Genomic DNA, 25,821 nt, shown 5'->3' with positions numbered 1-25,821 from the left:
CCCCGGTGCACACGCTCACGCTGCGCGGCGGCGCGCGTGTCGCGGTGGTCGCGGCGGCCTGGCGGGACGCGTATGCCGTCGTCACCCGTGGACGGATCCAGCTGGAGCTGCGCGACGGCGAGCCCGGCCCGGTCCTGGAACGCGACGCCGGCTTCTGGCTCCACGGCACCGGCGTCCGCGCCCTGCGCAACCCCGGCCGCCGCACGGCGCGGATACGCATCGCCACGCCCCGGCGTCCGGACGGTCCAGGACCAGGCCCGTGAACGCACCTCAGGGCATCACGTTCCGTACGCGCGCAGGAAGACGTCCACGGCGGCATCCGCGACAGTGTCCGGTGCGGCGTCGGGACGGTACTCCAGTGGGCCGGTGAGCAGCACGAGGAAGTGCTCGGCGGCGAGCTCCGGGGCGCACGGGCGCAGGTGGCCGGCGAGCACCAGGCGCGCCAGGCGGTCGGCGAGGGCGCAGCGTACCCGCAGAGCGGTGCGCTCGTGCACGCTCACCGCCAGGTCGGGGAACTGTGCCGCCTGGGCGCAGGCCAACTGCCGTACAGCATGGGCGTCTTCGCGTGATCCGCTGAACTCTCCAGCGGGTCCAGGCAGCAATGCCGCAAGGCGAACCGCAGGTTCCCCCCTCCCTCGGGCACTTCGGTGTCGAGCAGCTGGCCTTGCGTGGAGACGTTCGGCCCGCACACGCGAGCTCGGGCGGTTCCCAGAACTGACCGCCCGGATGCCCAAGGCCCCTGCTGCTGCGCTGATTTCCGTGTACGCGGGTGAATCAGCGCAGCTGTGCACCGCACGGTCATGCGGAGCGCGTCGGCGCGAACTGGTGGGTCCTTCAGACGAGTTGGTAGCCGCGCATGTTGCTGAGCAGCAGGTAGCAGTTCTGCAGGGAGCCCGAAGTGTCGCCCAGGGAGCGGTAGATGCCCCACTTCGGGCGGACACGGTCGGCGAGGAAGGTGTCGATGCCGGTGCGCGACTTGTCGATGACCGTGGTCGAGCCGTTCTTGAGGATCCAGCGCAGGGAACCCGCCGAGCCGTCGCCGACCTTGATCTGGAAGTCGACGTCGATCCATCTGTCGTGCAGCGGTTCCAGTTCGGTGCGGCCGATGAGGATGTCGTCGGTGAACTGCTTCAACTCGATGGTCTGGACGCCGTTCACGCGGCGCAGTGACTGGACGACGACGGGCGAGGAGCCGGTGCCCGGCTGCTTCATCTGCATGATGTGGGTGAAGCTGGTGGTCGCCTTGAGGGAGCTCGGTATGTACATCGAGTACGTGAGCCGCCAGGTCTGGCCCTCGGTCCACCTGAGGTAGTTGCTGCCGCTGCCGTTGCGCAGGCCGGTGACCTCATGGCGTTGGCGGTCGGTGGAGGTGTCCCGGTCAGCGGTGTGCATGTTAAAGCGCCAGTTGTCGCCGGTGGCGTAGATGTGCGGTGCGGCAGACGTGTGGGAGTCGGCGCGGTCGTCCTCGATGGTCTCGAAGGCGCCGAGTCCGTCGCCGCTCGCCGACGGGGACCACTTCAGCTGCCAGGAGGCGGCGTGCGCGGTGGAGGCGGGCAGACCGACCGTCGCGGCGGCCGCACCGCCGAGCGCGGCGCCGAGGAGGCTTCTTCGCGTGGTGCTCATGGCCGTTCACCTCGTCGTGAGTGGGGGGTGGACGTGCGCGGAGGTGTGGCGGGGGCGCGTGCACAACAACCAGTTCACGGATATGACCGATGTTCACTCACGCATCCGCCAGCGGAGTACAGGGTGGCGTCCCGACCACGCCGGGTCAATGGTCCAGACCGATAAACCCGAGCCCTCATGACGCTTTCCGGCCAGGGAAACGACCTGTCAGGCAGGGCCGCCGACGCGTGCGAGGATGCGGCAATGCTGTGGCCGAAAAGACGTGGGGCGTGGACGCTCAGGCTCGTGAGCGCGGTGAGCGCGGCAATCGCGGTGGCCGCCTGTGGTGCCGCCGACGTCGACGACGCGAGCCCCGGGGACCGCGAGGCGAAGTACCAGCGCGTCATCGAAGACCCGCACCCGCAGCCGGCCGACGTCATCGAGGCGGCCGGCGCGCCCACCGGTGTGGTCCGGGCGGGAGACGGTTCGCTGCTCCTGTCGTACGACGTCCGCAACGTCGAGGACGACGAGGGTCCGGCCGCCTTCGCCTGGCGCATCGTCGGACCTGACGGCCGTACCGTCGCCCAGCACGCGGAGCACGGGGACGCGGAGGCGACGCGGACCGCGTTCAAGGGAGTGGCCGAGGGCTTCGTGCGAGTGCCGTCCGGCGAGGGGGCGGAGGAGGCGTACCTGCTCGACGTACGCGGCAAGCGGCACAAGGTCGTCACCACCGACACACCGATGCGCACCCGCCCCGGCGACATCCTGCTCGCAGAGCTGGAACCCGCCCTCGTCTACCGTCCGGCCACACGCACCGTGGCGCCTCCGGCAGGTGTGTCGGACAACGCCATCCGCCTCGCCATCGACGAGCGGGGCACGGTCTGGAGCCTGGAACAGCCCCTCACCGATGAGCCCAACCGTGTCGTACGGCAGCGCGGCGGTCACACCCTTGGCTCCAGGGCAGCCCCACAGTCGGACGCGGGAGGCATCCTCGTCGCAGGCGACGGCACCGCCGCGCTGTCCCTCACCCAGAGCGAGGACGTGCTCGGCCTGCTGGTGACGACGGACGACGGCGAACACTGGCAGACGGGCCTCGCCGGTGGCATTCCCTGGACGTCACTGAGGGGCGGCCCGGTGTCGCTGGTCCTGGAGCTGCTCGCGGACGGACGGCTGCTCGTCGGCGAGGAGGGCGGCCGCTACTGGCTCGCGGACGACCGCGCCAACCGCACCTTCCACCGGGTCAGGACACCGGCGGCCTTCACGTCGGTCACCGTCGACGGCACCACGCTCTACGGCATCGCCGACGCGACGACGGCCACGTATGACCTGGTGAAGGGCGAGGGGCTCTGGATCTCTCACGACGGTGGTCGCGAGTGGCGGCGGTACCGGCAGAGCCGGTAGACGCAGGGGAGGCGGACGCTGGTGTGGTGCCGTCCCGCCCAGAGGCCGTCCTGGCAAGATGGCGGCATGGAACGTGTGCTGGGAATCGGTGGCTACTTCCTGCGGGCTGCCGACCCCGCGGCCCTGAACGCGTGGTACCGCGATTGCCTCGGCCTGGACGCCGATGAGCACGGCCTGTGGCGCCAGGATGCCGGGGTGACGGTGTTCGCCACGTTCGAGGCCGAGACCGACTACTTCGGGTCCCGTGCCCAGCAGAGCATGCTCAACTTCCGGGTCCGCGACCTGGATGCGATGCTCGCGCAGTTGCGTGCCAAGGGAGCCGACGTGGCCGAGGAGACGCAGGACATGGAGGGCGTCGGCCGGTTCGGCTGGGTCACCGATCCCGAGGGCAACCGGATCGAGCTGTGGCAGCCGGCCTGACGTAGCCGTCCCACTGGGGGCCACCCGCCCGGGCCCACTCCGCTCACCCATGCGCCGCCTGCCGCACCGCCCGCGGTGAGGCACCCAGTTCCTTGCGGCAGGTCTTGTTGAAGGCCTGGAGGTCGGAGATGCCGACCGCGGCCGCGATCGCCGGAATGGCCAGGGTCGAGGCGATCAGAAGGTGCCGGGCGCGCTCCATGCGACGGTGCCGGATGTAGCCGACGACCGTGGACCCGGTGTCCTCGCGGAAGAGCCGGGTCAGGTGGGTGTGCGAGACGCCTGCGGCGCGGGCGATGACGGGGATGCTCAGGGGGCCGGCCAGATGCTCCTCGATATGTGCCATGGCCGTCCGCAGAGCGGGGTGCCTGGGGCCCGGGCTGTTTCCCGCGTCGCCGGTCAGGTTGGTCATGCGCCACAGCACCGTCCACAGTTCCGCGGAGGCCCGCGCCGGGGACTGCGTGCTCGCCGCGACCGTCTGCCGCAGCAGTCCGCTCAGCACCGCCGCCTCCGCACCGGCATCCTGCATCGCCGGAACGCGGCGCCGCTCCCCGTCACCGGGCATCAGGAAGTGGGCGTAGAGATGCTCGCAGCGCGGGACGTCGTAGTGGAAGTGCACCTCCGTGTCGGGTGGCACCAGGCTCACGTGGCCTGGCCGGATCGGGTGCGAGACGCCGCCGAACTCCAGCGTGCCGGAGTAGCCGTACAGGTGGAGCTGCCACAGTCTCGGCAGCCGGAACACCTCGTGCGGGCCGGCGGACCCGTGTACGCCCACACCCGCGTTCGCCACGTGGGGCGGCTGGTCCAGGGCGAGTTCCACCTGCTGCTGCATGGTGGAAAATTACCAGTGGTCGCTGATTACAGCCCACGACAGGGGCGGCGGTGAATTCTACGGTCGTCGTATGTCAACCACACGACAGCTGCTGAACTCCGTCGAGGTGGCGCGGTTCGTGGCCCACGGTTTCCTGCGCCTGGACGGCATCGTGCCCCCGGAGATGAACGAGGAGGCACGCGGCGTCTTCGCCACCGGGCTGCCCGCCGTGCCGTACGGCACTCCCGTGCCGAAGGCGTTCCCCGAGGGTTCCTTCGCCCGCAGGCTCGTCGAACTCCCCGCCGTCGCGGGAGCCTTGGAGAGCCTGGTGGGAGCGGACCCGACCGTCGACCACCACTTCGTCCACACGCGCGAGCCGCACGAGGGCAGCGCGCAACCGCTGCACGCCGACGCCATCATCGACGTACGGCCCGACGCGTTCGATGTGCAACTCATGTACTACCCGCAGGAAGTAGCCGCGGACATGGGCGGCACGCTCGTCGTACCGGGCAGCCATCTGCGCCGTACCAACGAGTCCGACACCGGCCGCTACCAGAACCTGCTCGGCCAGACCCGGCTGACCTGTCCCGCCGGCACCGTCATGCTGCTGCACCACGGCATCTGGCACGGCGGGCGGCGCAACGACAGCGACACCGTCCGCCACATGTACAAGATCCGCTTCAATCCGACGGTGCCCCAGGTTCGGTTGTGGGACGTCTCGGATCTGGACTCCCCCGCCGTGCCCTCGGAACTGGGACGCACCTTCCCCTGGTACGAGGGGGCCACCGGCCGGCTGGAGATCCACAACCGGATTCAGCTGTGGCGCGCCCTGACCGGGGACCCCGGCTTCGACATCGACCACTGGGCCACCCGTATCGCCAACCGGCCCGCCCTGAGGAGCCAGGCATGACCATCGCCGACAGCGAGACGACCGGGACGACCGCCGCGAGCACGACGCGCCAGCAGGTGCTCGTCCTGTATCTGGCCACCTCCGCCCTCGACGCGAAGGTGGTCGGCTGGGCCCGCTACGACGGCACCGGCACCACCTCCCCCACCACCGGTGACAGCGACGAACCCCCGTACCCCACAGGCGTCGCCGCCCTCCAGGACGGCTGGCGGCTCTTCCAGGCCGCCCAGCTCATCCCGCCGTATCCGGGGGCGGAGCACGAGACGTCCTTCCTCAAGCACGAGTTCTTCTTCGAGAGGCTCGTCGTTCTGTAAGGGGACGTGAGGGAAGGAGCCACTGCCGTCACCCCGGATGTTCGGCCAGGTACTCCCGCACCACCGATTCGAAGCTCGCGTCGGGCATCAGGCGCAGGTCCGCGGCACGGCGGTTGTCGAAGATGGCGGGCCAGGAGCCGACGACCGCCTCCACGGCCGGATCAGGTGTGAGGGTCACCAGATCGGCGGTCTCGGGGCCCGCCACTCTCCGCAGCGTGGCGAGCATGTCGGCCACCGAGACGGTCAGAGCGGGCACGTTGACCGGCATCGCCCCCTCCACTTGCCCCTGCCCGCTGCCGCGCTCGGCTTCCGCGATGCGGAGTACGGCCTCGATCGTGCTCCGCGGAGAGGCCAGGGCGACCTTCAGGTCGGGGGCGACAGGGCAGACGGCCGGCCGTCCTGCGAGCGGCTCACGGATGATCGCGGAGACGAAACCGGAGGCGGCCGCGTTCGGTCTGCCCGGCCGTACCGCGACCGTCATCAGCCGGGCCACGCGGCCGTCGACGAAGCCACGGCGGGTCATGTCCGCGATGAGGTGTTCGCTCAACTTCTGTGTGCCGTAACTCGATCGGGGTGCCGGCAAGGTCGTCTCGCTGACCATCGGCGGGAATTCCCCCGTCGGCAGGGGGCCGTACACGGCGAGGCTGCTGGTGAACACGACCCGCGCCACCGGCCCGGCGTTCACCGACTGCGCCCGCGCCGCCTGTAGCAGCGCGCGGGTGGCGTCCACGTTGACGCGCATCCCGAGGTCGAAGTCGGCCTCGCACTCGGCGGACACCGCCGCCGCGAGATGGAAGACCACGTCCACCGGTTCCGCGAAGACCTCGCTGAGGTGGTCGACCAGGTCGCCGTTCACCACCCGCACGAGAGGGTCGGCGGCCTGGGGCCCCTCTGGTCGGGCGACACGGTCGACCAGCACCAGCCGGGTGATCGGTACGGCGGCGAAGGACCGCGTCCGGAGGAGCTCCCTCACCAGCAGGCGCCCCAGGAACCCCGACGCGCCCGTCACGACCACCCTCACCCGCCACTCCCCCTCATCGGACAACCGGTAGTGCACACGATGGCGCACCCAGCCGCGTCCCGACACCACGCGGCACCGTGGAGCCGCCGCTCAGAGCGGGGCGGAGGTGCCGAGCCGTATGCCCTGACGGCACGGCTCCCTTCGTACTCCGGCGTAGTGCGTCCAAGCGACCCCCTCGGCGCCGAACGGGTGGACTCCTGGGAGGGCGGGCCTGCGCACGACGTGCGCCACGGCCGCGGGTGGTGACGTAGCTGCCCCCACACAGACCTGGAAGAGGCCCCGAGTCGTGAAACGTATCTCCGCCCGCCGTGGGTTCGCCGCAGCGCTGCTCGTGACGTCCGTGCTGGCCCCGATGGCGGCGGCTCCCGCCACGGCGGCCCAGGCCGTCGCGTCCCATCCGTCCCGGCCGGATGACTGCCCGGCGCACGAACTGGACCCCGCGCTGGCCTCGCGGCTGGACAAGGCCATCGAGAAGGTCCGTCAGCAGGCCGGCATCCCCGGTGTCGTCGCCGGACTGTGGATGCCGGGCAAGGGCAGCTACCTTCGCGCGACCGGCGTCGCCGACACCGCCACCCGCGAGCCGATGACCTCCGACGTCTTCGTCCGGATCGGCAGCGAGACCAAGACCTTCACGGTCACCGCGCTGCTCAAGCTCGTCGACGACGGCCTGGTCGGACTCGACGACCCGATCTCCAAGTACGTCCACGGCGTACCCAAGGGGTCCCGGATCACCTTGCGTCATCTCGCCGGGATGCGCAGCGGCCTCTTCCCCTACACCGAGGACGCCGGCTTCCAGCACGATCTGCTGAGCAACCCCAAGCGCTCGTTCACCCCGCAGCAGGTGCTGGCGTACGGCTTCAAGCACAAGAACACGTTCGCGCCCGGCAAGCAGTTCGAGTACTCCAACACCAACCTCATTCTGCTCGGCCTGGTGGTCGAGAAGGTGAGCGGGCACCGCCTGGCCGACTTCATCGAGAAGCGGGTGCTGCGTCCCGCCCGTCTGTCCCACACTTTGTTCCCGCGGGACTTCGAGTTCCCCCGGCCGCATCCCCGCGGCTACACGAACCAGACGCTGACCGGTGAGGTCGCCGACAGCACGAACTGGAACCCCAGTTGGGCATGGGCGGCCGGGGCGATGATCTCCGACCTCCACGACCTGCGCCGCTGGGCGAAGATCGTCGCCACCGGCACGCTGCTGCGGCCGCAGACCCAGGCGCAGCGGCTCAAGATGCTGCCCACCGGTCACCCCGGCACCAGCTACGGCCTGGGCATCTTCGAGAGCGGCGGCTGGATCGGGCACAACGGCTCGATCCCCGGGTACCAGACCGTGACCGTCTACCTGCCCTCGGAGAAGGCGACCTTGGTGCTGATGCTCAACACCGACATCTCCTACCAGGGCCAGGAGCCGTCCTCGCTGGTCGCCCGGGCGATCACTGAGATCGTGACGCCGGACAACGTCTACGACCGGCCGCTGCCGCAGAGCTGACGCCGGCCGTCACCTCGTGGGGTGCAGCGGTTCCGGTGGAGCGTCGATCTGCTGGAGCTCCGCCAGGAGCTGGTTCCGGCCGGTGAGGAGTTCGGTGAGGATACGGCGGGCGGCGCGCAGGAGTTCGGCGACGTCGCCGCCGGCGAGGGCGTAGCGGACGGTGGAGCCCTCCCGGATGGACACGACGATGCCGGAGCGACGCAGAACGGCCAGCTGCTGCGAGAGGCTGGACGGCTCGATCTCGATGTCGGCGAGCAGGTCCCGTACGGACACCGGACCGTCCTGGAGGAGCTCCAGCACCCTGATGCGTACGGGGTGACCGAGCATGCGGAAGAACTCCGCCTTGACTTGATAGAGGGGGGCCTGCATGTCTGCTCGCTCCTGGTCGGGTGGGGGCGACGGGGCTGCCGTGGTGCGGCGGCGTCCGAGGGCGCCGCCGCACCGCATGCCGCCCTCGGATGCCGATCCTTCACGCCCCGGGCCCACCACGACCGCACATTGGAACCATGCTGATGTGGTGACTTGAAGAAGTCTTCACATGATGGGCAGACGTGGCCCAGGGTCTTCGGCCGCGCTAGATCTCGATCGCCTCCTCCACCCGCTTGAGCTGATGGCGGGCCATCGCCAGGTTCGAACGGGCCTTGTCCAGGACGAGGTACAGGAACAGTCCGTTGCCGGTGCGACCGGTGACCAGGCGGATCAGGTGGTACTGGGAGTCCAGCGTGATCAGGATGTCCTCGATCCGCCGGTTGAGACCCAGCTGCTCCATCGTGCGCACCTTGGCCCGGATCACGTCCGTGTTGCCGGCCGCCGCGACCGTCAGGTCCAGATCCTTGCCCCCACCCAGGGTGCCCAGCGCCATTCCGCTGGTGTAGTCGACGACCGCGGCCCCCAAGGAACCCTCGACCCCGGCCATCATCTCCTTCAGCGACACTTCCACACTCGCCACAACGCCTCCCCTTGCATGCCGTTGACTGCGGCGGACCGATGCTCCCGACCCGCCTCGGTCCCCGGACCGTACGCACGCCGCCGACATGCCAGGCGGGAGTCTTTGAGACTGACCTCTGACGACCGAACAACGGCACGAGCGGACCGTTCGACAGACCGGAAGTGCCGTGACTGGACACGAAGTTGACGCCCAGCGGTGGCTCAGGCGCTTCGGGGCCGCGCGTTGCGCCGGATCTCAGGGGGACGACGGATCTGTCAGGGATCTGCCAGAGTTCGGTCGTACGAGGTCGAGGCGGGTTTCCCGGGCGGAGAGAACAGTTGGCCATGGACTTGAGCGAGCGGGCCTATCGAGGACAACGGTGGGCGGCGAGGGTGGCCTTGGCCGCCGCCGTTCTCGCGGTCCTGGTGCCTCTCGGCTACGGCGGTCTGGCCGGCGTGCTGCTGCTGGTGTGCGGCGCTGTCGGTCTGGCGGTCGCCGCGGCGGCGGTGTGGTGGACGCTGACCCTGCGGGGACCCTTGCGCTGGGCGGCCGGTGTGCTGGCCCTGGCCGTCCCCGCCGCTGTCGTCGCCCTGTTCGCCGCCACCCTCTTCTGGGCTCTGCTGGTGTCGTCGGCGCTGTGGGGTGTGGCCGTGTGGAGCGGCCGGTACGCGTTGCGCGGCACCGGAAGCCATCGGGTGCGGGGCAAGGAGCACCGTACGCCCCCGCCGCAACGGCCGTTCCTGATCATGAATCCGCGCTCGGGCGGCGGCAAGGTGGACCGCTTCGGCCTCAAGGAGAAGGCCGAGCGGCTCGGCGCTCGTGTCGTCCTGCTCGACCCGGACGAACAGCAGGACGTCGCCGCGCTGGCGCGGGCCGCCGTCGCGGAGGGCGCTGATCTGCTCGGCGCCGCGGGCGGCGACGGGACCCAGGCCCTGGTCGCGGCCGTCGCCGCCGAGCACGGCGTGCCGTTCCTCGTGATCAGCGCCGGCACACGCAACCACTTCGCCCTGGACCTCGGTCTCGACCGCGAGGACCCCAGCAGCTGCCTCGACGCGCTCAGCGACGGGGTCGAACTCCGCGTCGACCTCGGCTTCGCCGGTGACCGCCCCTTCGTCAACAACGCCTCCTTCGGGGCGTACGCGGCGATCGTGCAGAGCCCCTCCTACCGCAACGACAAGATCGGCACCAGCCTGGACCTCCTGCCCGACCTGCTCACCGGGCAGCAGGGTGCCCGGCTTGTCGCACGTGCGGGAGACACCACGCTCGACTCCCCCCAGGCCGTTCTGGTGAGCAACAACCCTTACCGGACCGGTGATCCCTTCGGCTTCGGCCGTCGCGACCGGCTGGACACCGGGGCGCTGGGCGTCCTCGGCGTACGAGTGGACAGCGCGGTGGACGCCGCCGCGCTGCTGCTCGACCCGGAACCCGCCGCGCTCACCGTCCTCACCGTCCGCGAGGTCGTCGTCGAAGCCGACGGTCCGGAGGTGGAGGTGGGTCTCGACGGCGAGGCTCTCGTCCTCCCCTCGCCGGTCCGCTGTCGCATCGCGCCCGGTGCGCTCACCGTCCGGGTTCCTCGGAAACGGCCGGGGGTCGTGCGACGTCAACCTCGCCTGGACTGGCGTCGGTTGCGGAAGCTGGCCGCGACGGTCGGCCGTACGGCTGCCTCTCGCCGTATCTGACGGCGCACGCGGGTCGCGCGTTGGGCCCTCAGCTCATACGCCGGGACAGGTCGAGTGTCACGGCTCCGACGTCTCGGATTCGAGTGACGTCCGTGTCGCCGGTCCGTAGACGCCCGACTCGTCCTCGGCCACCACGCGGGTCAGCTGGTAGCCGCGGACCGCGTTCTCGACCTCGCGGTCGTAGATGCCGTCGGCCTCGCCGCTGAGGAAGCCGGTCTGGCGCAGGCGGAGTTGGAGCTCGATCACCTCGGGGCCCTGGTCGCCGAGGCGGAGGACGGGGGGCTCCGCCCCTTCCGTGGGGTTCGATGTGGGGGTGCCCGTGGTGGTGGCTGCGGTGCTCGACGGGGTCCCGCTGGAGGTGGTGTCGGTCGGGGTGAGTGGTTCCGCGGTCGAGGTCGTGTCCGGTGAGGAAGTGGCAGACGGGGACGGTTGTGCCGGGGACGTCGACGCGGAGGGGTTCGGGGACGAGGGAGCGGTTGCGGTGGGGTGCTCGTCCGGCAGGTCCGCGCGGACGCCGCCGGACGAGGAACCGTCCCGATCAGGACCGTCGTACCAGAAGAACCCGCCGACGAAGCAGCCCGTCAACAGGACGGCTGCCGCGGCCCCCACGCCGGTGCCCAGTGCGATGCGGCGTCGGCGCGGGGAGTTGCGGGCGTTGTCGTCCGATGGGAGCGCATCCGGCTTGTCGAGGTGCGACGGGCTTGCGTGCTCGGGTGCTTCCGTGGAGCTGGAGGCACGCGCCTCGCCCAATTCGGGGAAGGGGCGCGGCGGTTGGTCCGCGGGTTCCTCCGCGTCCGCAGGGGTCTCAGACGATGCCGCGTCGTCGGCTATCTCCACGAAGGGCCGTATCCGCACCGGATCGAAGTCCTCCGCGGCCTCTGCCTCCGCCATGCGGGTCGCACGATGGGCGTCGGACGCACGGCGAGCACAGGAACAGGCCAGGCTGCCGTCCGCCGGTCGAGGTGTACCGCACTCCGCGCAGACGGGACCCTTCGGCTCACTCACACGTGCTTCCTCTCCGTACGACCTCCGTAGTTTAGACATGAACAACTCGCATGGGCTCCACAAGAAATCCGAAAGCGGAATCCCACGTGTCCGGGCCGACGAGAATCGGCCGCGGGGGTTGTGGGGCGGGTCATGACACGCCCCATGTCGCCGCCACCAGCCCTGCGGATCCACACGCCCTCGCGCTTTGTTAGCGTCGGCTGCGTGAACCGTTCCCCGCTGCCTGGGCTGAGCCCGCGATGAGCGTCGTGGAGTCCTGTCCTCTCGGCGCCGCGACCACGTTGGCCGAACTCGCTCAGGATCCGCATCCGCGCCTGGCACTGCTCCGGGAGGAGGAGCCCGTGTCGTGGGTGCCCGAGTTGGGCGGCTGGCTGGTGACCCGTCGTGATCTTGCGTTGAGTGTGATGCGGGATGCCGAGACGTTCACCGTGGACGACCCCCGGTTCTCCACCGCCCAAGTCGTCGGCCCCAGCATGCTGTCCCTCGACGGCGACCAGCACGCCAGGCACCGGGAGCCCTTCACCGCGCCCTTCCGTCCCCGGGCCGTGCGTGACGGTTTCGCGGTGTTCATCGAGAGGGAGACCGACACGCTCATCAGCGCGTTGGAGCCGGCAGGCGCGGCAGAGCTGCGGCGCTCCTTCGCCGGGCCCCTCGCGGTCGCGGTGGTGACCGAGGCGCTGGGGCTGGCCGGCACCAGCGTGGACACGGTGCTCGCCTGGTACGACTCCATCGTGCGGTCGGTCTCGGACATCACCGCCGGCCTGGAGGCGGGAGCGGCGGGCGTCACGGCGTACGCGCAGCTGCGCTCCGCGGTGGAGGCCACCGTCGCCGACCGGAACACGTCCTCGCTCCTCGCGGCCGCCGCCGATCGGCTGACCGTGCCCGAGGTGGCGTCCAATGCCGCGGTGCTCATGTTCGGAGGCATCGAGACCACCGAGGCGATGATCACCAACGCGCTGCTGCACCTGTTGGAGCACCCCGACCAACTCGCCCTGGTCCGGGCCGACTTCGCTCTGCTGGACGGCGCGATCGAGGAATCGCTGCGCCTCGAACCCGGCGCGGCCGTCGTGGACCGCTACGCCACTCGCGACACCGTCCTCGGTACGGCCACCATCCGCCGCGGTGACCTCGTCACCGTCTCCCTGACCGGCGCCAACCGCGACCCGGCCGTCTTCACCGACCCCGACCGATTCGACGTCCGCCGCGAGAACGCACGCCTCCAACTGGCCTTCGCCCACGGCCCGCATTACTGCCTCGCGGCCCACCTCGCCCGTCTGGAGACCCGTATCGCCCTCCAGCACCTGCTCCGACGCCTCCCCGCCCTGCGCCTCGACCCGGAACACACCGCCGCCCCGCATGGCCTGGTCTTCCGCAAGCCCACCTCGCTGCACGTGCGGTGGGGACGAGCGGCCTGAGCGGCCCCACCGGGCTTTCGGGCGAGCGGGCCACGATACGGATCTGTCTCACCGCGCCGCCAAAGCGCTCTGGTGGAAGTGCGGTGATGGACCTGCGGGCCGGTGGGGGCTGGTCGCGCGGTTCCCCGCGCCCCTTACGGGCGCGGTGCCGCACCGGACGTCCTATCGCGCGGTCTCCTGGCAGCCGGTCTCAGTTGACCGCGTGTCCGGGTAGCGGGCCTGTTCCACTGGGGTGAGGGTGCGGTCGACGGCCTCGCAGACGGCGCGCATCGCGCGGGTCACGTCGGGCAGGTCGACGTTCCACAGGCCGACGGAGCTCCCCGTGCTGATCGCCAAGGTCCATCCGTCCGGGCTGAAGGCCACTGTTCCGGGCGAGCGGGTCGGCAGGGTGGTTCGGCTCTGGCTGGTGGCGAGGTCCCACAGCTGGACTCCTCTTGCGGTGCTCGCGGCCAGGGTGCGTGTGTCGGGGCTGAAAGCCAGGGACGAGACCTGAGCGCTGACGCTGAAGGAGTCTTCGAGCTGACCCGTGCGCGCGTCCCATGTCTTCACGAGTCCGCCGCTGCCGCTCGCGGTGGCCAGGATGTCCCCATTCGGGCTGAACGCGAGGGTCAACGGGCTCCGCGTGCCCGGGTCGATGGTGCGCTCTGTGCGGCCGGTCGCGGCGTCGAGCAGCGTGATCCGGTCGCCGCCTTCCTCGATGTCCACGACGGCGAGTGTGTGGCCGTCCGGGGTGAATGCCACCGTCCGGACGGATTGGCCGCGGCCGGTGTGGACGGTGCGCAGTTCGCCGGTCGACAGGTGCCAGACGCGTACCGATCCCTGCTCCCCGACGACGGCGAGCCGTGTCCCGTCGGGGCTGAAGAGCGCTGTGCTGACGGCGCCCACGGCACGGGTCCGGCGAAGGCCGCCGGTGGCGACATCCCGGATCTCGATGACCCTGCCGTCCACGGCCCGGGCCGCCAGGGCGCGCCCGGACAGGCTGAAACCCACGGCCACGGGGCGGGATCGCCCACGAAGTGCCACGTCGGTGTCGGACGCTGAGGTGGCTTCGGGGTGTCCGGTCCTGGCGTCCCAGAGCTGTACCGACCCACGGCCGAGCGGCTGTTGGCGAATCGTGGTCACCGTGCGGCTGTCGGGGCTGAACGCCATGTCGGCGATGTACGCGCCGGATCGGCCGGGCAGCGTGGCCCGCGGGTGATCAGCGGACAGGCTGTGCACGCGGATGGTGGGGTCCGTGTTGCTGCTGGTGATCAGGGTGCGGCCGTCCGTGCTGAGGGCCACGCTCATGACTCCCCGTCCGTGGTGGCCGGCGGTCACGGTGGTCCGTACTGTTCCGGAGGCGGTGTCCCACAGGCGTACCGCGTCCCCCGGGCCCGGGAGGGCGAGAGTCCGTCCGTCCGGAGCGAAGGCCACCCCGTGCGATCCGACGGGCGCGTCCTCGATCGTGCGCCGGACGAGGCCGGTGGCCGTCTCCCGCAGTTGCACCGAACCGTCGTCGCGGACGACCGCGTACGTCTGACCGTCAGGGCTCAAAGCCACCTCGGTGCCCTTGATCTGTCTGTCGTAGGAAGTCCGGGTGCGGCCGGTCGTCACCTCCCACACCCGCACCCGTCCGTTGAGGCTCGCCGCGGCGACGGTGTGTCCGTCAGAGCCGAAGGCGACCGCCTGCGGGTCGGGGTGGTTGCTGAAGGTGCGGCGCGTGCGGCCGGTGGCCACGTCCCACATTCGTACGACCGCTGGGGAGGAGGCGGCCAAGGTACGACCGTCGGGGCTGAAGGCCATCCCGCGTACCGCACCGTCGGGGACGGCGAAAGCTCTGATCTTCCTGCCGCTCGCCGGATCCCACAGGGTGACTCGCGCGCCGGTGCCACCGGAGGCGGCGACGGCGAGGGTTCCTCCGTCGGGACTGAACACCGCGGCCTCGCCGGCTTCGTTGCCGGTGTCGCCGGTGAGGGTGGCTCGGAGGCGGCCTGTGGGCAGGTACCAGATCCGTATCCTGCCGTCTGTGCTGTGGGTGGCGAGGGTGTGTCCGTCCGGGCTGAGGGCGACGGAGTCCACGGGCTCGGTGCCGCTGGTCAGGCGCTTGCGCAGCGGTAGCGCGGCGGCTGCGTAGAGGGCGGCGGTGGCCTCGCGGGTCGGGCTGGTCCGGTAGGCGTGCACAGCGAGCAGAGCGGCGAGGTCGGGTTCGGAGGCCAGCAACGCGCCGGACTGGGCGGCCAGTTGCCGGGACTGGGCCATGTGCTGGGCGGTGACCGCGCTCCGCCACTGCCCCACGGCAAGGCCCGCGGCGACGAGGGCGAGGCACAAGGCGGCGGTGACCGCGGTGAGCACCAGCCGGTACCGGCGGCGGCCCTTCTGCTCGTGGTCACGGCTGGCGTCGAGAAAGGCGTGTTCTACGTCGGTCAGGTCCTCGCGCGGTGAGCCACCGAAGTGCTCCTGGGCGGCGGCGAGCCTGCTGCCCCGGCTCAGCGCGCCCTTCTCCCGGCCCAGTTCCTGCCAGGCGTGGGCCGCCTCGGTCAAGTGCCGGTGCACACGCAGGCGTTCGCGGTCTGCGTCGATCCATCCGCGCAGCCGGGGCCACGACGAGATCAGGGCCTCGTGGGCCATCTCGACCGTGTCGCCGTCCAGGGTGAGCAGCCGTGCCCCGGCGAGTGCCTCCACCACTGTGGCGGTGTCGTCCCGGCCCGTGCCGGGCAGTTCCGCGCGCCGGACGGGACGGCGGGTGTCGGGGGTGCCGTCACCGGGGGCGATCAGACGCAGCAGCACCCGGCGGGCGGCTGCCGCTTGGCTGTCGCTGAACCGGCCGTAGACCTCCTCGGCGGTCTTGGCGATCGCGCCGTCCAGGCATCCGACCGCCTCGTAGCCCGCCATGGTCAGCGTCTTGCCGCGGCGGCGGCGCCAGGTCTCCAGCAACGCGTGGGACAGCAACGGCAGTCCGCCCGGGGCGTCGGCGACTTCCTTGACCAGCCGGGCGGTGAGGGCGCGCTCCACGGTCAGTCCGGCGGCCGTGGCCGGTTTGACGACGGCGTCGCGCAGTTCCGCCTGGCTCATCGCGCCGGCCAGGAGGTTGGCGTCGCGCAGTGCGTCGGCCAGGTCGCGGTGCTCGGCGCAGCGGCCGTAGAAGTCACCGCGCACCGCCAGGAGTACCCGCAGGCGGCTGTCGGGCTGCCGTGCGGTCAGCAAAAGGTCTATGAAGCGAGCGCGTTCGGCCGCGTCGTGGCAGAGGGTGAAGACCTCTTCGAACTGGTCGACGATCACGACGGTGTCCGCTTCGGCGCCGCCGTCGCGGGCCGTCGCGGGGGTGAGGAGGGGTGCGTGGCTGTGGGCGGGGCGTGCGCCGGGTGTCAGGATGCGGATCGCGGCCGGGCGCAGGTCCGGTTCATGGGCGCTCCGGAGAGCGGGTATCAGGCCTGCCCGCAGCAGCGAGGACTTGCCGCTGCCGGAGGGGCCGAAGACCGCGGCGAACCGCCGGCCGCGCAGCAGGTCGACCAGGTCGGCGGTGAGTTGGTCCCGGCCGAAGAACAGGCCGCTGTCCCCGGTCTCGAACCGTGCCAGGCCCCGGTACGGCGTGAGTGATCCGTCGTCTTGGCCGTAGCCCTCACCTGCCGACTCCTCCACCGCCTCCTTCCACCGCGCCTCCCATTCCGTCAGGTCTCCCCCGCACGCCCCCGCATAGGCCAGCGCCACCCCCAGCGTCGGCAACTGCTCCCCCGCCGCCGCCTGCGACAGCGTGGTCACCGAGTAGCCCGCCCGCTGAGCCAGCGACCGGTAGGTGATCCCGCCCGCCTCCACCCTCAGCTTGCGCAACTCGGACGCGAACCGCTGCGCCGGACCCGCAGCCGGATCCAACGGCACCTCACGACGCCCCGCCACACCTTCCCCCTTCTGCTGCTCCCTCCATCACAACGGGCAGCCGACGCATGCACCTCAATGACACCCGAAAAGGCTCGCGCGCCCCGCTGCATTGTTCGGCCGCCAGGGCGGCCCTGCCGAACAATGCCCCGGCCGCTGGACTCGGGGTGGTGAGCGGCCCGGTCGGCCGGACGGAGTTGGCCCTCCGTGCGGACGACACCGGCAGCCGCCTCGCGACCAGCCCAACGCACACCTCATCGCAGAGGACTTCGCCCCGCATGGAATCCCGACCCCCCACCCCTACCTCGAACCCCTCACTTCCCGTCGCGTCACGATTACCAAGAAGCGTCACGGCGGTCGGTCCATCGCGGTTGGGCTGGCTGGACGCGTTGCGCGGCATCGCCGCACTCGTCGTGGTGTTCGACCACTCCTCGTACACCTTCATGGCCGACTTCCGGCGGGAGTTGATGCCGCAGTTCAACACGAGCCGCTACGCCATCATGGTGTTCTTCCTGGTGAGCGGCTACGTCATTCCCGCTTCGCTGGAACGCCGGGGGTGCGTCCGGACGTTCTGGATCGGACGGATCGTCCGCGTGTACCCGTTGGCGGCGGCTGTCGTCGCCATGCTCCTCGCCGCCCACCTCCTTGGCGTTGCGGAGATCCGGGACTTCGGCGGGCAGAGCGCCACCACCGTGATCGTCGCCCATGCCACGATGCTCCAGGAGTTGCTGGGCACGCCCAATCTGCTGCTCGTGCTGTGGACGCTCTCCTACGAGATGTCCTTCTACCTGCTGGTCGTCGCTCTCTTCACGGTCCGCCTGCACCAGCGGTCCGCGGCGGTCGCGGTCGTCCTCGCCGTGCTCGCCGCTGTCAGCGTGACGGCTGGGGTGATGCTGCCGGCCTCTTCGCTGTCCGGCCTGGTCGGCACCGGGCCGCTGATCGGGTTCGCCTCGATCGCCATGGCGGTCGCCATCGGCTGTGCGAGCGCCAGGTCACCCGTGGTCCGGGGGTTCGGAGGTGTGGTGGGCGGAGTGCTGGCGCTGCTCCTGGTCTTGTTCAATGGCACGGTCCCACTGTGGGAGGGTCTGGTGATCCTCGCCGTGATGTTCCTCGGCACCGCCGTCTACCGTGCCGAGCACGGTCAGGGCACATGGCGCCGTGCGGCCGGCGCTGCTGTGACCGTGGTCGTCTGTGCCGTGGGGAGTGCGTACTGGTACGGCAACGGCGACCACTTCGTACAGCGCGGCTGGATCATCGCGTTCCTGATGGCTGTGCTCACCTTCGGCGCTGGTCTGTTGGTGCGCCGTCGGCGGATTCCGCGGTTGCTGACGGGACTTGGCACGATCAGCTACTCGGTCTATCTGGTGCATCCGGTGCTGCTGGCGGTGATCGACGGCACGGTCGGCCGACGGCGGCAGGACAGTCCCGTGCTCGAAGTGGCGTTCTTCGCTGCGCTGTTGCCTCTGTGCCTGCTGACCTATCGCTGCGTTGAAGTGCCCGGTCAGGCGTGGGGCCGGAGATTTGCCCGCTCGCGGCCTGGTGGTTGCCCTCGGGGTCTGCCATAACCACCCAGGGCCCACATCCGTCCTCGTGCGGTCGGGAGGCTCAGTCGTGCAGACGCGCCTGCCTCAGGCCACTGGGCAACGCCGACGTCACCGTTCCCTGATACGCCACCACCACCAGCGTCCCGCCGTCCATTCGCTCGCCCAACCCGGGTCGGGGAGCGTACGGCGTTCGTACTCCCTGTCGATCCGCTCGACCAACCGGCCCAGATCCGCTCGGGCTCCTGCGGGCAGATACAGGAGGGCCACTTCCAGATCGTCTCGACCGTCCTCGATCTCGATGCCGGGGCTCTCGGCAGGGCCGGACAGATAGCGTCCCGGTTGTTTGAAGGCCCACTCGAACCGGCTGAGAGCATCGGCGACGGCGTCCGGCCAGAGATACTCGGCCTCAACACGTCGCACTGCGGCCCGAGTTCGCGCTGATACGCCTGGGATCCGACGGACCGGTATGTGCTTCGGTGGCCGCCACCGCTCGACGCGGACGGCCTTCGGGCGCCTACGCGGCATAGCCCTTTCTGATCAGAACCATGTCGGCATTCTGCCACGGCCCACGCTCTCGGAGAGGCTGGCGACTTGATACCCAATCGAGGCTGCCCGCCCTGGCGGTTTGACGGGTGGGTGATCAACAGGCCGCGGGCCGCGCGTTCACGCGCAGGCGGGTCACAGGCCCAGGCGGCGCAGCGCCACCGCGACATGGCCCCGCAACGTACGGTCCCAGCCCTCAACGGCACCGGAGACCGCGACCGCGTCGGCGTGCACCAGGACGGTCAGTGCCGCGTCGGGCAGTGCCGCCGACTGTCGGCGGGCCAGGGCGATCGCGGCCGTGACCCGTAACACCTCGTCGGACGAGGCAAGGCACGTCGTCAGGGCTCCGAGTTCATCGGAGCCGGGATGTCCGGGCAGGAAGACAAGGGCGAGGTTCGCCGACGCCCGTGCTTCAGCGGCGTCGCACGGCACGGCGGCGAGCGCGCGCGACAGCCCGGGCACCGGGGCGAACCAGACCAGCAACGCCGCCGCGAGGGTCGCCACGGCGGGGTCGGGATCGCGCAGCCAGCTCAGGAAGGAGGCCGTATGACGCTCGGCCGCACGGTATGCCTGGGCGGCCCAGCGCAGTGCCACGGCGTCGGCCATGTCGGCGACGGCATCGATGTCCGGGTCCTCCTCCTCGAAGAGAACCCTGAGGACGGCGTCCTCGTCCGCCGGGCGCACCAGGTCGGCCTCGGCGAAGGCCCGCGCGGGGTTGAAAGGCAGTTCGTCGTCGGACAGGTTGCCGATGGCGACGGCGTGCAGCAGGTGGAGGACGGTGTCCCGGCCGGGCGTCGAGGGAGTGTCGACGAGGGCGACGAGCGGAGCCACCACATGCGCGCTGACGGGCCACCGGGTGCCCTGGTGGCAGACGCTGCCGAAGAGGGCCGACCGGGCCGCGCGGCGTACGGCCGGGTCGGAGTCGGACAGTGCCGCCAGCTGCCCCGGGACGTCCACCGCCCGGCCGTAGGCGTGGTGAAGGCCGGCCCAGTCGGTCGGCGGTGAGATGCTCACGGACCCCTCCCGCACTGTCGACATGTCTCCCCCACCACTTGTCCCGGAGAACAACCGTCTGATCGCGGACGGCTGGCCCTCGGCGTTCGCCGCATGGACCGCCCTGGTCGAGCAGAGAAACGCGTGGGGCCCGTCCGCACTTGCGGACAGGCCCCAGATCGAGCGCCGGGCAGGCCTTGCACCTGCATTTCCCCGCAGGAAGCGGGGCGTCTTTCCTTAGACGACCAACGCATTGCCGACCAACCAGAGTTGTGGCGACCAGCTCGTGATCAAGTTTAGCGCATGTGGCGGGAGGTAATCACCACCCGCCAGGGCGGTCACGCCCCGAAACCTAGGTGCGTGCGGCCTCCGAGACCCCTATCGTCCCGCCCATGCATGCGACGCCGACCCGCCGGCCGCTCACGCTCCAAGACGCCCCGGCCCTGGCCCAGTTGTTCGCCGCGGTGGAGGCGACCGACGGCACCGACGAGCACTACGACACCGAGGACCTCGCCGATGAACTGGGCGACCCACGCATCGAGTTGCCCACCGACTCGGTGGGAGTGTGGTCCGACGGCGAGCTGATCGGTTACGCCAAGGCGACGGGGTTGCCGGACGCGACCGACGTGCACCTCGTGTACGTCGAAGGGGCGGTGCGACCCGACGCGCGCGGGCAGGGCGTCGGTGCCGATCTGGTGAAGTGGCAGGTGACCCGGGCGGCGCAGCTGCATCGCGAGCGGTTTCCCGACCTGCCGGGCGAGGCGCACCTCCAGATCCACGCGCCGAACACCGCCAAACGGGACCTGTATCAGGGAGCCGGGTTCCAGGCGCGGCGCTGGTTCTTCGACATGCGTCAGGCGCTGGACGGCGACGCGATCCCGGTGACCACCCCGGCGGGTGGGCTGCGCGTCGTCCCCTTCACCGCGGCGTACGACGACGCGACCCGGTCGGCGCACAACGAGGCGTTCCGCGAGAACTGGGGTCACACCCCGATTACCGCGGACCGGTGGCGTCACGGCACCACCGGTGCCCGGTCGTTCCGGCCCGACGTGTCGTTCCTGGCGCTGGACGGGGACGAGGTCGCCGGGTATCTCCTCAGCCACGAGTACGACGCCGAGACCACGATGACCGGCATCCGCGAGTGCTGGATCGACCGGCTCGGCACCCGTCCGGCCTGGCGGGGCAGCGGCGTGGCCACCGCGTTGCTCACGAGCTGCCTGCGGGCCGGCCAGGAGCAGGGCTATCGCAGAGCCGGTCTGAACGTGGACAGCGCCAATGCCAACGGTGCGCTGCGCCTGTACGAGCGGTGCGGGTTCCGCACCCTGCACACGTGGATCGGCTACGTACGGCCGCTGTAGCGGTGTGCTCCTTTCGGCCATTTGCTGGCAGCGGTCTCACAGCAGGCCGAGGTCGCGGGCGCGCAGGGCCGCCTGGGTGCGGTCGCGCAGGGCGAGGCGGCTGAGGATGCGGGAGATGTGGTTCTTGACGGTGCCTTCGCTGAGGTACAGCTGCGCGGCGATCTCCCGGTTGGTGCGGCCGCGTGCCACGAGCCGCAGGATGTCGAGTTCGCGCGGGCTGAGGGCGGGGGCGGGGCCGGCGGCGGCCGGGTCGGGTGCGGAGTGGGGCAGGGCGGCGGCGAGCCGGGCGGCCACCGTGGAGTCGAGTTGGGTGACTCCGGCGTGCGCGAGGCGGATCGCGTGCGCGAGTTCCTCGGCCGGCAGGTCCTTGAGCAGATAGCCGCTGGCTCCCGCGCGCAGCGCCTGGACGACGTACTCCTCGTCGTCGAACGTCGTCAGCATCACGACCCGGCACTCCGGTGCCCGGCCGCGCAGCACGGCGACGGCCTCGACGCCGTCAAGTTCCGGCATCCGTACGTCCATCAGCACGACGTCGGGCCCCAGTTCCACGGCCTTCTCCACGGCTTCCCGCCCGTTGACCGCCGTACCGACGACGGTGATGCCCGGTCGGATGGAGAGCAGTGCGGCGATGCCGTCGCGGATCAGCTGCTGGTCGTCCACCACCAACACCCGTACCGCCGTGGGTTCCTGGCTCACCGCTCGCCTTCCCGCCGCGGGACGACGACCGTGAGTCGGGTGCCTGCGCCCGGGCTGCTGTCGATGTCGACGCTTCCCGCGACCAGGTGCACCCGTTCGCGCATGCCGGTCAGGCCGAATCCGGGGGTGGCCCGGTCCGGTGCGAAGCCGCAGCCGTCGTCGGTCACCGCCAGGTGCGCGGTGTCTTCGGTCAGCCGGACCGCCACGGACACCCGCGAGGCCCGCGCGTGGCGCAGCGCGTTGGTCAGCCCCTCCTGCGCGGCCCGGTACAACGCGGTCAGTGCGGCCGTGCCGTAACCGTCCTCGTCGCCTGTCACCTCCACGCTGACGCACGGCCCCGCGCCGTCGTCGCGCGCCCATCCCGCGAGCGCGGCCGACAGTGAGGGGCGCGGTGTGTCGTCGCGCAGCGCGCGCACCGACTGGCGGACGTCGCCGAGGGCCAGCTTCACGGACTGTCTGGCCTCGGTCATCGCCCGTCCGGCCGCGTCCGGGTCCAGCACGCGGAACTCCGCCGCGATCTCCAACTGCACCGAGATCGCGGTGAGATGGTGGCCGAGGCTGTCGTGGATGTCGCGGGCGAGCCGGTTGCGTTCGGTCGCCGCGGACAGCTGCGCGACCCGTGCGGCGTATTCCTGGAGTTCTCGCCGGGCGCGTTGTTCGCCTACGGCGACGGCGGCCATCGAGATCGCGAGCACCAGGCCGACGCCGACCATGAGGAGATCGGACACGTACTCCATGTCGCGGTACCAGGCGGGGGCTGTCAGGAGAAAGCCGGTGAGCAGTCCGGCCAGGCACAGCGCCCCCAGGACGAGCGCCGTCGTGCGGCCGAACGCGAAGTAGGCGGTGAACGGCAGGAGCACGAACAGGACTTGGGACAGTTCCGACGCGTCCAGGGCGACCACGGCGCCCGTCAGCCCGCACCGCGCGAGCAGCATCGGCACCCGTGGCAGGTTCCGGCGGCGCTCCGCCAGGTCCAGAGCGCACAGGGCAGCGAGCCCGGCGACGAAGCCGGCCGTGCGCCAGGACAGCAGACCGGGGCCGGCGCCCAGATCCGCCGCCAGGTAGTAGACACCGCCGAGGAAGACCGCGCCGTACAGCAGCGGTGACACCCACGGCACGGGCACATACGCCGACATGCACACCCCCACCCCCGACGCCACCGCCAGGCTAGGCCGAAGGCGCATGCCGGGCGACACCTACGGGAGAACTCCGTCCGGGGCCGACGAAGGATGGACGAACGGCACATGCCGAACGGCACCCCGACGACCCCGGGTGCCGTGACCTCCCGCCTCGGATGTGGCCGCTCGGCAACTGCCCCGACCGGCTGCCGACTTCCTACGGTGTCGGCCTGACCTGCCCCTCGACGAACCGGAGTTGGCTCTCATGGCCCTACCGCTGAGCACCGCGCCCGCCTCCGCCCGACTCACCCGATTCGGCGCCCTCTGCGGGGTGCTGTCCGGCCTGCTCATCGCGCTGCCCGCCGCCGTCGAGGCTTTCACCGGCGAAACCGCCGCGACCAGCCTCCTCCTCGCCCTCTCCCCCGCCCTCGCCCTGCCCTTCCTCACCGGGCTCCACCACTGGCAGAGCCCTGTCACCGGTCGCTTCGGAGAGACCGCCTACCTCGTGAACCTCGTCGGCCTGGGTCTGTTCGGCGGGGCCGCGTTCACCTCGAACCTGGTGCTCTACTACCTCGACGACGACGTCATCGAAGCGGAACTGACGGGCCCCACCATCCCCGTACTCCTCGGCTCAGCCGTCGTCTTCGCCGTGGGCTGCGCCCTGTTCGGGGCGGCGACGATCCGCGCGCGCATGCTGCCGAAGGTCCCGGCGTGGGGGTACGCCGTCGCCCTGCCCCTGTTAGCTTTCCTGACCGCGCTGCCCGAATCCGTGCTCACGAGCGCACTGCACCTCGTCGTCGGCATCGTCCTGGTCTGGCTCTCCACGGCCCTGTGGCAGTCCGCCTCGGCGAACGACCGTCCCTCTGTCTCGGCGTTCACCAGCTGATCCCGGCCGCCACCGGCAGATGGTCGCTGCCGGTGGCCGGCAGCACCCACGAGCTGTCCGGCTCCACTCCTCGGACCAGGATCTGGTCGATCCGTGCCACCGGGAACGTCGCCGGCCAGGTGAAGCCGAAGCCGTCCCCGGCCGTGTCCTGTGCCGAGCGCAGCCGCGAGGTGATGCCGGCGAGCGCGCGGTCGTCCATGGTGCCGTTCAGGTCGCCGAGCAGCACGACCCGCTCGTTCTGTTCGGCGGCGACGGCCTTGGCGAGGGCCTGCGCGTTCCTGTCCCGCGAGTCCGTCCAGAAGCCCGTCCTGGGAGTCACCCGTACGGACCCCAGGTGGGCGACGTACACGGCGAGGGGCCCTTGGTCGGTGGCGACCGTGGTGCGCAGCGCCCGGTTGTAGGTCATCTTCACGTCGGCCGGCTTGGCATCGCCGAGCGGCCCGTAGTCCATCTCGGTGTCGACCGCCCGGGTGTCCGACAGCGGGAGCTTGCTCCACAGTCCGACCGTGCCCTGGACCGTGTGGTGCGGGTACGCGTTCGCCAGGCCCTTCTCGTAGACGGCCCGGTCCTGCGGGGTCAGCTCCTCCAGTGCCAGCACGTCCGCACCGGAGGCGGCCAGGTCGCGGGCGGTACCGGCCGGGTCGGGGTTGTCGGCGCCGACGTTGTGGCTGGCCACGGTGAGGTCACCGCCCGCGTGGGACTTGTCGCCGAGCAGCCCGCCGAAGAGGTTCAGCCAGACCGTGACCGGCAGCAGCAGGGCAACCACCGCGGAGGCGGAGCGGCGCCACAGGGCCGCGGCCAGCAGTACCGGGATGAACAGGCCGAACCACGGCAGGAAGGTCTCCACCAGGCTGCCGAGGCCCCCGATCCGGTTGGGGATCTTCGCGTGCAGCCCCAGGAGCAGGCCGAGCAGCAGCGCCAGCGCCGCGAGCACCGGGCCGCGCTTCCACGGCTCCGGCCGGGAGCCGATGCGGATCGCCCATTGGACGGCCGTGCGCCACGTCGAGGCGCCGGAGTCCTGGCGGATGCCCGCGGGCGGGGCGGCGGTGTCGGTCTCCTGGCCGCCCGCACCGCTCTGTCCGGTCTCCGCCGGGTCCGCCTGCGCCATGGTCTGTCCTCGATCACTGCTGGTCACTGCTGCATCCTGGGGTCCTGGGTGGGGTCGGCATACATGCGCGGGCAGTCCCGGGTGATCGCCTCGGTGCGCAGTTCGTAATGCCAGGGTTCGTTCTCGTAGATCTGGCACAGGCCGTACTCGGCGCCGTGCGCGGACAGCCACGCCGTCGCGTCGGAGCGTCCGATGTCGACCGCGTCCCCCGACACGTGGGGAGACGTCGCCGCGGTGGCCACCCATCGGGCGGCTTCCTCTTCGGATCCGTACTCGGAGACCGCCTCGCGAAGAAGCTGCTCCTGGTACTCCGGGGAACGCCAGCCGCTGTTGACGTAGAACACCACGCCGGCGTCCGCCGCGGCCTCGCGGAGGGCCTTGAGCAGATCCGGGTCGAGGTTGGTCACGGCCGGAATCGTGTCGTCGAAGACCGTCACACCGTCGGGGACGGCACCGCCGGCCTCGCCGAGCCCGCCACGGTGCTCACTGCGGTGAGGGCTCGTGAGCGATGCGGTCGAGGGAGGTAAGGGAGGCGCGGAGGACGAGGACTTCGTCACCTGGCGGCCGAAGGCCGCGGTGAGCCCCGCTAAGACGACGAACAGGCCGACGACAAGGAGCCATCGCATCCGGTGGGTCGGTGTTCGTGCTGGTGGTGGGGTTCGCGTCATACCGCCACTCAAGGCGGCGTGGTGTTGCCGGCACGTATGCGGTTTTCGATATGCCGACGATATGTGCGG

The 25,821-nt window shown here is 70.8% G+C and carries 25 protein-coding genes; 11 read left to right on the top strand and 14 right to left on the bottom strand.

Features of this window, described 5'->3' with window-relative positions:
- Window positions 1–5: 5 nt before the first annotated feature.
- A complete protein-coding gene (locus tag ACFY0U_RS43315; protein ID WP_388645693.1) occupies window positions 6–263 on the top strand; it encodes a hypothetical protein in 258 nt (85 codons plus the stop codon).
- Between the two features lie 15 nt (window positions 264–278).
- Here the strand turns inward: ACFY0U_RS43315 and ACFY0U_RS43310 are convergent, their stop codons facing one another.
- Together ACFY0U_RS43310 and ACFY0U_RS43305 are read right to left on the bottom strand one after the other, a co-directional pair.
- On the bottom strand, window positions 279–689 hold the full coding sequence (locus ACFY0U_RS43310; protein ID WP_388645692.1) for a TetR/AcrR family transcriptional regulator C-terminal domain-containing protein: 411 nt from the start codon (window positions 687–689) through the stop codon (window positions 279–281).
- Between the two features lie 145 nt (window positions 690–834).
- The gene (locus ACFY0U_RS43305) at window positions 835–1,623 is read right to left on the bottom strand and encodes a heparin lyase I family protein (RefSeq protein WP_388645691.1); all 789 of its coding nucleotides are present in this window, start codon (window positions 1,621–1,623) and stop codon (window positions 835–837) included.
- 285 nt (window positions 1,624–1,908) lie between these two features.
- Here ACFY0U_RS43305 and ACFY0U_RS43300 point away from each other — a divergent pair, with 285 nt between their 5' ends.
- On the top strand, window positions 1,909–3,003 hold the full coding sequence (locus ACFY0U_RS43300) for a hypothetical protein (RefSeq protein WP_388645690.1): 1,095 nt from the start codon (window positions 1,909–1,911) through the stop codon (window positions 3,001–3,003).
- A gap of 66 nt (window positions 3,004–3,069) precedes the next feature.
- Window positions 3,070–3,423: a VOC family protein gene (locus ACFY0U_RS43295; RefSeq protein WP_388645689.1), complete on the top strand. Its 354-nt coding sequence runs from the start codon at window positions 3,070–3,072 to the stop codon at window positions 3,421–3,423.
- A 43-nt stretch (window positions 3,424–3,466) separates the two neighbouring features.
- On the opposite strand, the gene ACFY0U_RS43290 is transcribed toward ACFY0U_RS43295, so the two are convergent.
- Window positions 3,467–4,252 carry a helix-turn-helix domain-containing protein gene (locus ACFY0U_RS43290; protein WP_388645688.1) on the bottom strand — a complete coding sequence of 262 codons (786 nt, stop codon included), beginning with the start codon at window positions 4,250–4,252 and terminating at the stop codon, window positions 3,467–3,469.
- A 70-nt stretch (window positions 4,253–4,322) separates the two neighbouring features.
- Between ACFY0U_RS43290 and ACFY0U_RS43285 the strand changes: the two genes are divergently transcribed.
- Together ACFY0U_RS43285 and ACFY0U_RS43280 are read left to right on the top strand one after the other, a co-directional pair.
- A complete protein-coding gene (locus ACFY0U_RS43285; RefSeq protein ID WP_388645687.1) occupies window positions 4,323–5,141 on the top strand; it encodes a phytanoyl-CoA dioxygenase family protein in 819 nt (272 codons plus the stop codon).
- The gene (locus ACFY0U_RS43280) at window positions 5,138–5,452 is read left to right on the top strand and encodes a hypothetical protein (protein ID WP_388645686.1); all 315 of its coding nucleotides are present in this window, start codon (window positions 5,138–5,140) and stop codon (window positions 5,450–5,452) included. The genes ACFY0U_RS43285 and ACFY0U_RS43280 overlap by 4 nt, the downstream gene beginning before the upstream one ends.
- 28 nt (window positions 5,453–5,480) lie before the next feature.
- On the opposite strand, the gene denD is transcribed toward ACFY0U_RS43280, so the two are convergent.
- Window positions 5,481–6,473, bottom strand: a complete 993-nt coding sequence (gene denD, locus ACFY0U_RS43275) for a D-erythronate dehydrogenase (protein WP_388645685.1) — start codon at window positions 6,471–6,473, stop codon at window positions 5,481–5,483.
- 286 nt (window positions 6,474–6,759) lie between these two features.
- Between denD and ACFY0U_RS43270 the strand changes: the two genes are divergently transcribed.
- Entirely contained in the window at window positions 6,760–7,959 is a 1,200-nt protein-coding gene (locus ACFY0U_RS43270; RefSeq protein ID WP_388645684.1) for a serine hydrolase domain-containing protein, read from the top strand.
- Window positions 7,960–7,968: 9 nt separating this feature from the next.
- Here the strand turns inward: ACFY0U_RS43270 and ACFY0U_RS43265 are convergent, their stop codons facing one another.
- Complete coding sequence (locus tag ACFY0U_RS43265) at window positions 7,969–8,328, bottom strand: helix-turn-helix transcriptional regulator (protein ID WP_171145451.1); 360 nt, start codon at window positions 8,326–8,328, stop codon at window positions 7,969–7,971.
- A 205-nt stretch (window positions 8,329–8,533) separates the two neighbouring features.
- On the bottom strand, window positions 8,534–8,908 hold the full coding sequence (locus tag ACFY0U_RS43260; RefSeq protein WP_171145452.1) for a hypothetical protein: 375 nt from the start codon (window positions 8,906–8,908) through the stop codon (window positions 8,534–8,536).
- A gap of 323 nt (window positions 8,909–9,231) precedes the next feature.
- Here ACFY0U_RS43260 and ACFY0U_RS43255 point away from each other — a divergent pair, with 323 nt between their 5' ends.
- On the top strand, window positions 9,232–10,566 hold the full coding sequence (locus ACFY0U_RS43255) for a diacylglycerol/lipid kinase family protein (RefSeq protein WP_388645683.1): 1,335 nt from the start codon (window positions 9,232–9,234) through the stop codon (window positions 10,564–10,566).
- A 57-nt stretch (window positions 10,567–10,623) separates the two neighbouring features.
- Here the strand turns inward: ACFY0U_RS43255 and ACFY0U_RS43250 are convergent, their stop codons facing one another.
- Window positions 10,624–11,457, bottom strand: a complete 834-nt coding sequence (locus ACFY0U_RS43250) for a peptidoglycan-binding protein (protein WP_388645681.1) — start codon at window positions 11,455–11,457, stop codon at window positions 10,624–10,626.
- Window positions 11,458–11,810: 353 nt separating this feature from the next.
- Between ACFY0U_RS43250 and ACFY0U_RS43245 the strand changes: the two genes are divergently transcribed.
- Window positions 11,811–12,986: a cytochrome P450 gene (locus ACFY0U_RS43245; RefSeq protein WP_388645680.1), complete on the top strand. Its 1,176-nt coding sequence runs from the start codon at window positions 11,811–11,813 to the stop codon at window positions 12,984–12,986.
- Window positions 12,987–13,148: 162 nt separating this feature from the next.
- Here ACFY0U_RS43245 and ACFY0U_RS43240 read toward each other — a convergent pair whose 3' ends face one another.
- The gene (locus tag ACFY0U_RS43240) at window positions 13,149–16,859 is read right to left on the bottom strand and encodes a helix-turn-helix domain-containing protein (RefSeq protein WP_388645678.1); all 3,711 of its coding nucleotides are present in this window, start codon (window positions 16,857–16,859) and stop codon (window positions 13,149–13,151) included.
- Between the two features lie 350 nt (window positions 16,860–17,209).
- Between ACFY0U_RS43240 and ACFY0U_RS43235 the strand changes: the two genes are divergently transcribed.
- Window positions 17,210–18,403, top strand: coding sequence for an acyltransferase family protein (locus tag ACFY0U_RS43235; RefSeq protein WP_388645677.1), 1,194 nt, complete (start codon window positions 17,210–17,212; stop codon window positions 18,401–18,403).
- Between the two features lie 87 nt (window positions 18,404–18,490).
- On the opposite strand, the gene ACFY0U_RS43230 is transcribed toward ACFY0U_RS43235, so the two are convergent.
- Both ACFY0U_RS43230 and ACFY0U_RS43225 read right to left on the bottom strand, forming a co-directional pair.
- The gene (locus ACFY0U_RS43230; RefSeq protein ID WP_388645675.1) at window positions 18,491–18,802 is read right to left on the bottom strand and encodes a hypothetical protein; all 312 of its coding nucleotides are present in this window, start codon (window positions 18,800–18,802) and stop codon (window positions 18,491–18,493) included.
- A gap of 258 nt (window positions 18,803–19,060) precedes the next feature.
- Entirely contained in the window at window positions 19,061–19,939 is an 879-nt protein-coding gene (locus ACFY0U_RS43225; RefSeq protein WP_388645673.1) for a hypothetical protein, read from the bottom strand.
- Window positions 19,940–20,310: 371 nt separating this feature from the next.
- On the opposite strand from ACFY0U_RS43225, the gene ACFY0U_RS43220 reads away from it, so the two are divergent.
- The gene (locus tag ACFY0U_RS43220; protein ID WP_388645671.1) at window positions 20,311–21,276 is read left to right on the top strand and encodes a GNAT family N-acetyltransferase; all 966 of its coding nucleotides are present in this window, start codon (window positions 20,311–20,313) and stop codon (window positions 21,274–21,276) included.
- 36 nt (window positions 21,277–21,312) lie between these two features.
- On the opposite strand, the gene ACFY0U_RS43215 is transcribed toward ACFY0U_RS43220, so the two are convergent.
- A complete protein-coding gene (locus ACFY0U_RS43215) occupies window positions 21,313–21,972 on the bottom strand; it encodes a response regulator (RefSeq protein ID WP_388645669.1) in 660 nt (219 codons plus the stop codon).
- Window positions 21,969–23,156, bottom strand: a complete 1,188-nt coding sequence (locus ACFY0U_RS43210; RefSeq protein ID WP_388645667.1) for a sensor histidine kinase — start codon at window positions 23,154–23,156, stop codon at window positions 21,969–21,971. The genes ACFY0U_RS43215 and ACFY0U_RS43210 overlap by 4 nt, the downstream gene beginning before the upstream one ends.
- A gap of 199 nt (window positions 23,157–23,355) precedes the next feature.
- Between ACFY0U_RS43210 and ACFY0U_RS43205 the strand changes: the two genes are divergently transcribed.
- Window positions 23,356–23,976: a hypothetical protein gene (locus tag ACFY0U_RS43205; RefSeq protein WP_388645666.1), complete on the top strand. Its 621-nt coding sequence runs from the start codon at window positions 23,356–23,358 to the stop codon at window positions 23,974–23,976.
- Here ACFY0U_RS43205 and ACFY0U_RS43200 read toward each other — a convergent pair.
- On the bottom strand, window positions 23,966–25,111 hold the full coding sequence (locus ACFY0U_RS43200) for an endonuclease/exonuclease/phosphatase family protein (RefSeq protein ID WP_388645665.1): 1,146 nt from the start codon (window positions 25,109–25,111) through the stop codon (window positions 23,966–23,968). The two genes, ACFY0U_RS43205 and ACFY0U_RS43200, sit on opposite strands and share 11 nt — an antisense overlap.
- On the bottom strand, window positions 25,108–25,710 hold the full coding sequence (locus tag ACFY0U_RS43195) for a M15 family metallopeptidase (protein ID WP_388645663.1): 603 nt from the start codon (window positions 25,708–25,710) through the stop codon (window positions 25,108–25,110). Before ACFY0U_RS43195 ends, ACFY0U_RS43200 begins: the two co-directional genes overlap by 4 nt.
- Window positions 25,711–25,821 lie beyond the last annotated feature (111 nt).

The organism is Streptomyces sp. NPDC001536, from assembly GCF_042894505.1.
Lineage (GTDB): Bacteria > Actinomycetota > Actinomycetes > Streptomycetales > Streptomycetaceae > Streptomyces.
This window is presented reverse-complemented; position numbering and strand designations above follow the sequence as displayed.

What these genes read in the sequence shown, in the direction of transcription:
- ACFY0U_RS43265 (WP_171145451.1), bottom strand. Translation starts at nt 8,328, where the DNA reads ATGCAGGCCCCCCTCTATCAAGTCAAGGCGGAGTTCTTCCGCATGCTC.
- ACFY0U_RS43245 (WP_388645680.1), top strand. Translation starts at nt 11,811, where the DNA reads ATGAGCGTCGTGGAGTCCTGTCCTCTCGGCGCCGCGACCACGTTGGCC.
- ACFY0U_RS43305 (WP_388645691.1), bottom strand. Translation starts at nt 1,623, where the DNA reads ATGAGCACCACGCGAAGAAGCCTCCTCGGCGCCGCGCTCGGCGGTGCG.
- ACFY0U_RS43295 (WP_388645689.1), top strand. Translation starts at nt 3,070, where the DNA reads ATGGAACGTGTGCTGGGAATCGGTGGCTACTTCCTGCGGGCTGCCGAC.
- ACFY0U_RS43250 (WP_388645681.1), bottom strand. Translation starts at nt 11,457, where the DNA reads ATGGCGGAGGCAGAGGCCGCGGAGGACTTCGATCCGGTGCGGATACGG.
- ACFY0U_RS43220 (WP_388645671.1), top strand. Translation starts at nt 20,311, where the DNA reads ATGCATGCGACGCCGACCCGCCGGCCGCTCACGCTCCAAGACGCCCCG.
- ACFY0U_RS43285 (WP_388645687.1), top strand. Translation starts at nt 4,323, where the DNA reads ATGTCAACCACACGACAGCTGCTGAACTCCGTCGAGGTGGCGCGGTTC.
- ACFY0U_RS43210 (WP_388645667.1), bottom strand. Translation starts at nt 23,156, where the DNA reads ATGCGCCTTCGGCCTAGCCTGGCGGTGGCGTCGGGGGTGGGGGTGTGC.
- ACFY0U_RS43290 (WP_388645688.1), bottom strand. Translation starts at nt 4,252, where the DNA reads ATGCAGCAGCAGGTGGAACTCGCCCTGGACCAGCCGCCCCACGTGGCG.
- ACFY0U_RS43255 (WP_388645683.1), top strand. Translation starts at nt 9,232, where the DNA reads ATGGACTTGAGCGAGCGGGCCTATCGAGGACAACGGTGGGCGGCGAGG.
- ACFY0U_RS43195 (WP_388645663.1), bottom strand. Translation starts at nt 25,710, where the DNA reads ATGCGATGGCTCCTTGTCGTCGGCCTGTTCGTCGTCTTAGCGGGGCTC.
- ACFY0U_RS43205 (WP_388645666.1), top strand. Translation starts at nt 23,356, where the DNA reads ATGGCCCTACCGCTGAGCACCGCGCCCGCCTCCGCCCGACTCACCCGA.
- ACFY0U_RS43280 (WP_388645686.1), top strand. Translation starts at nt 5,138, where the DNA reads ATGACCATCGCCGACAGCGAGACGACCGGGACGACCGCCGCGAGCACG.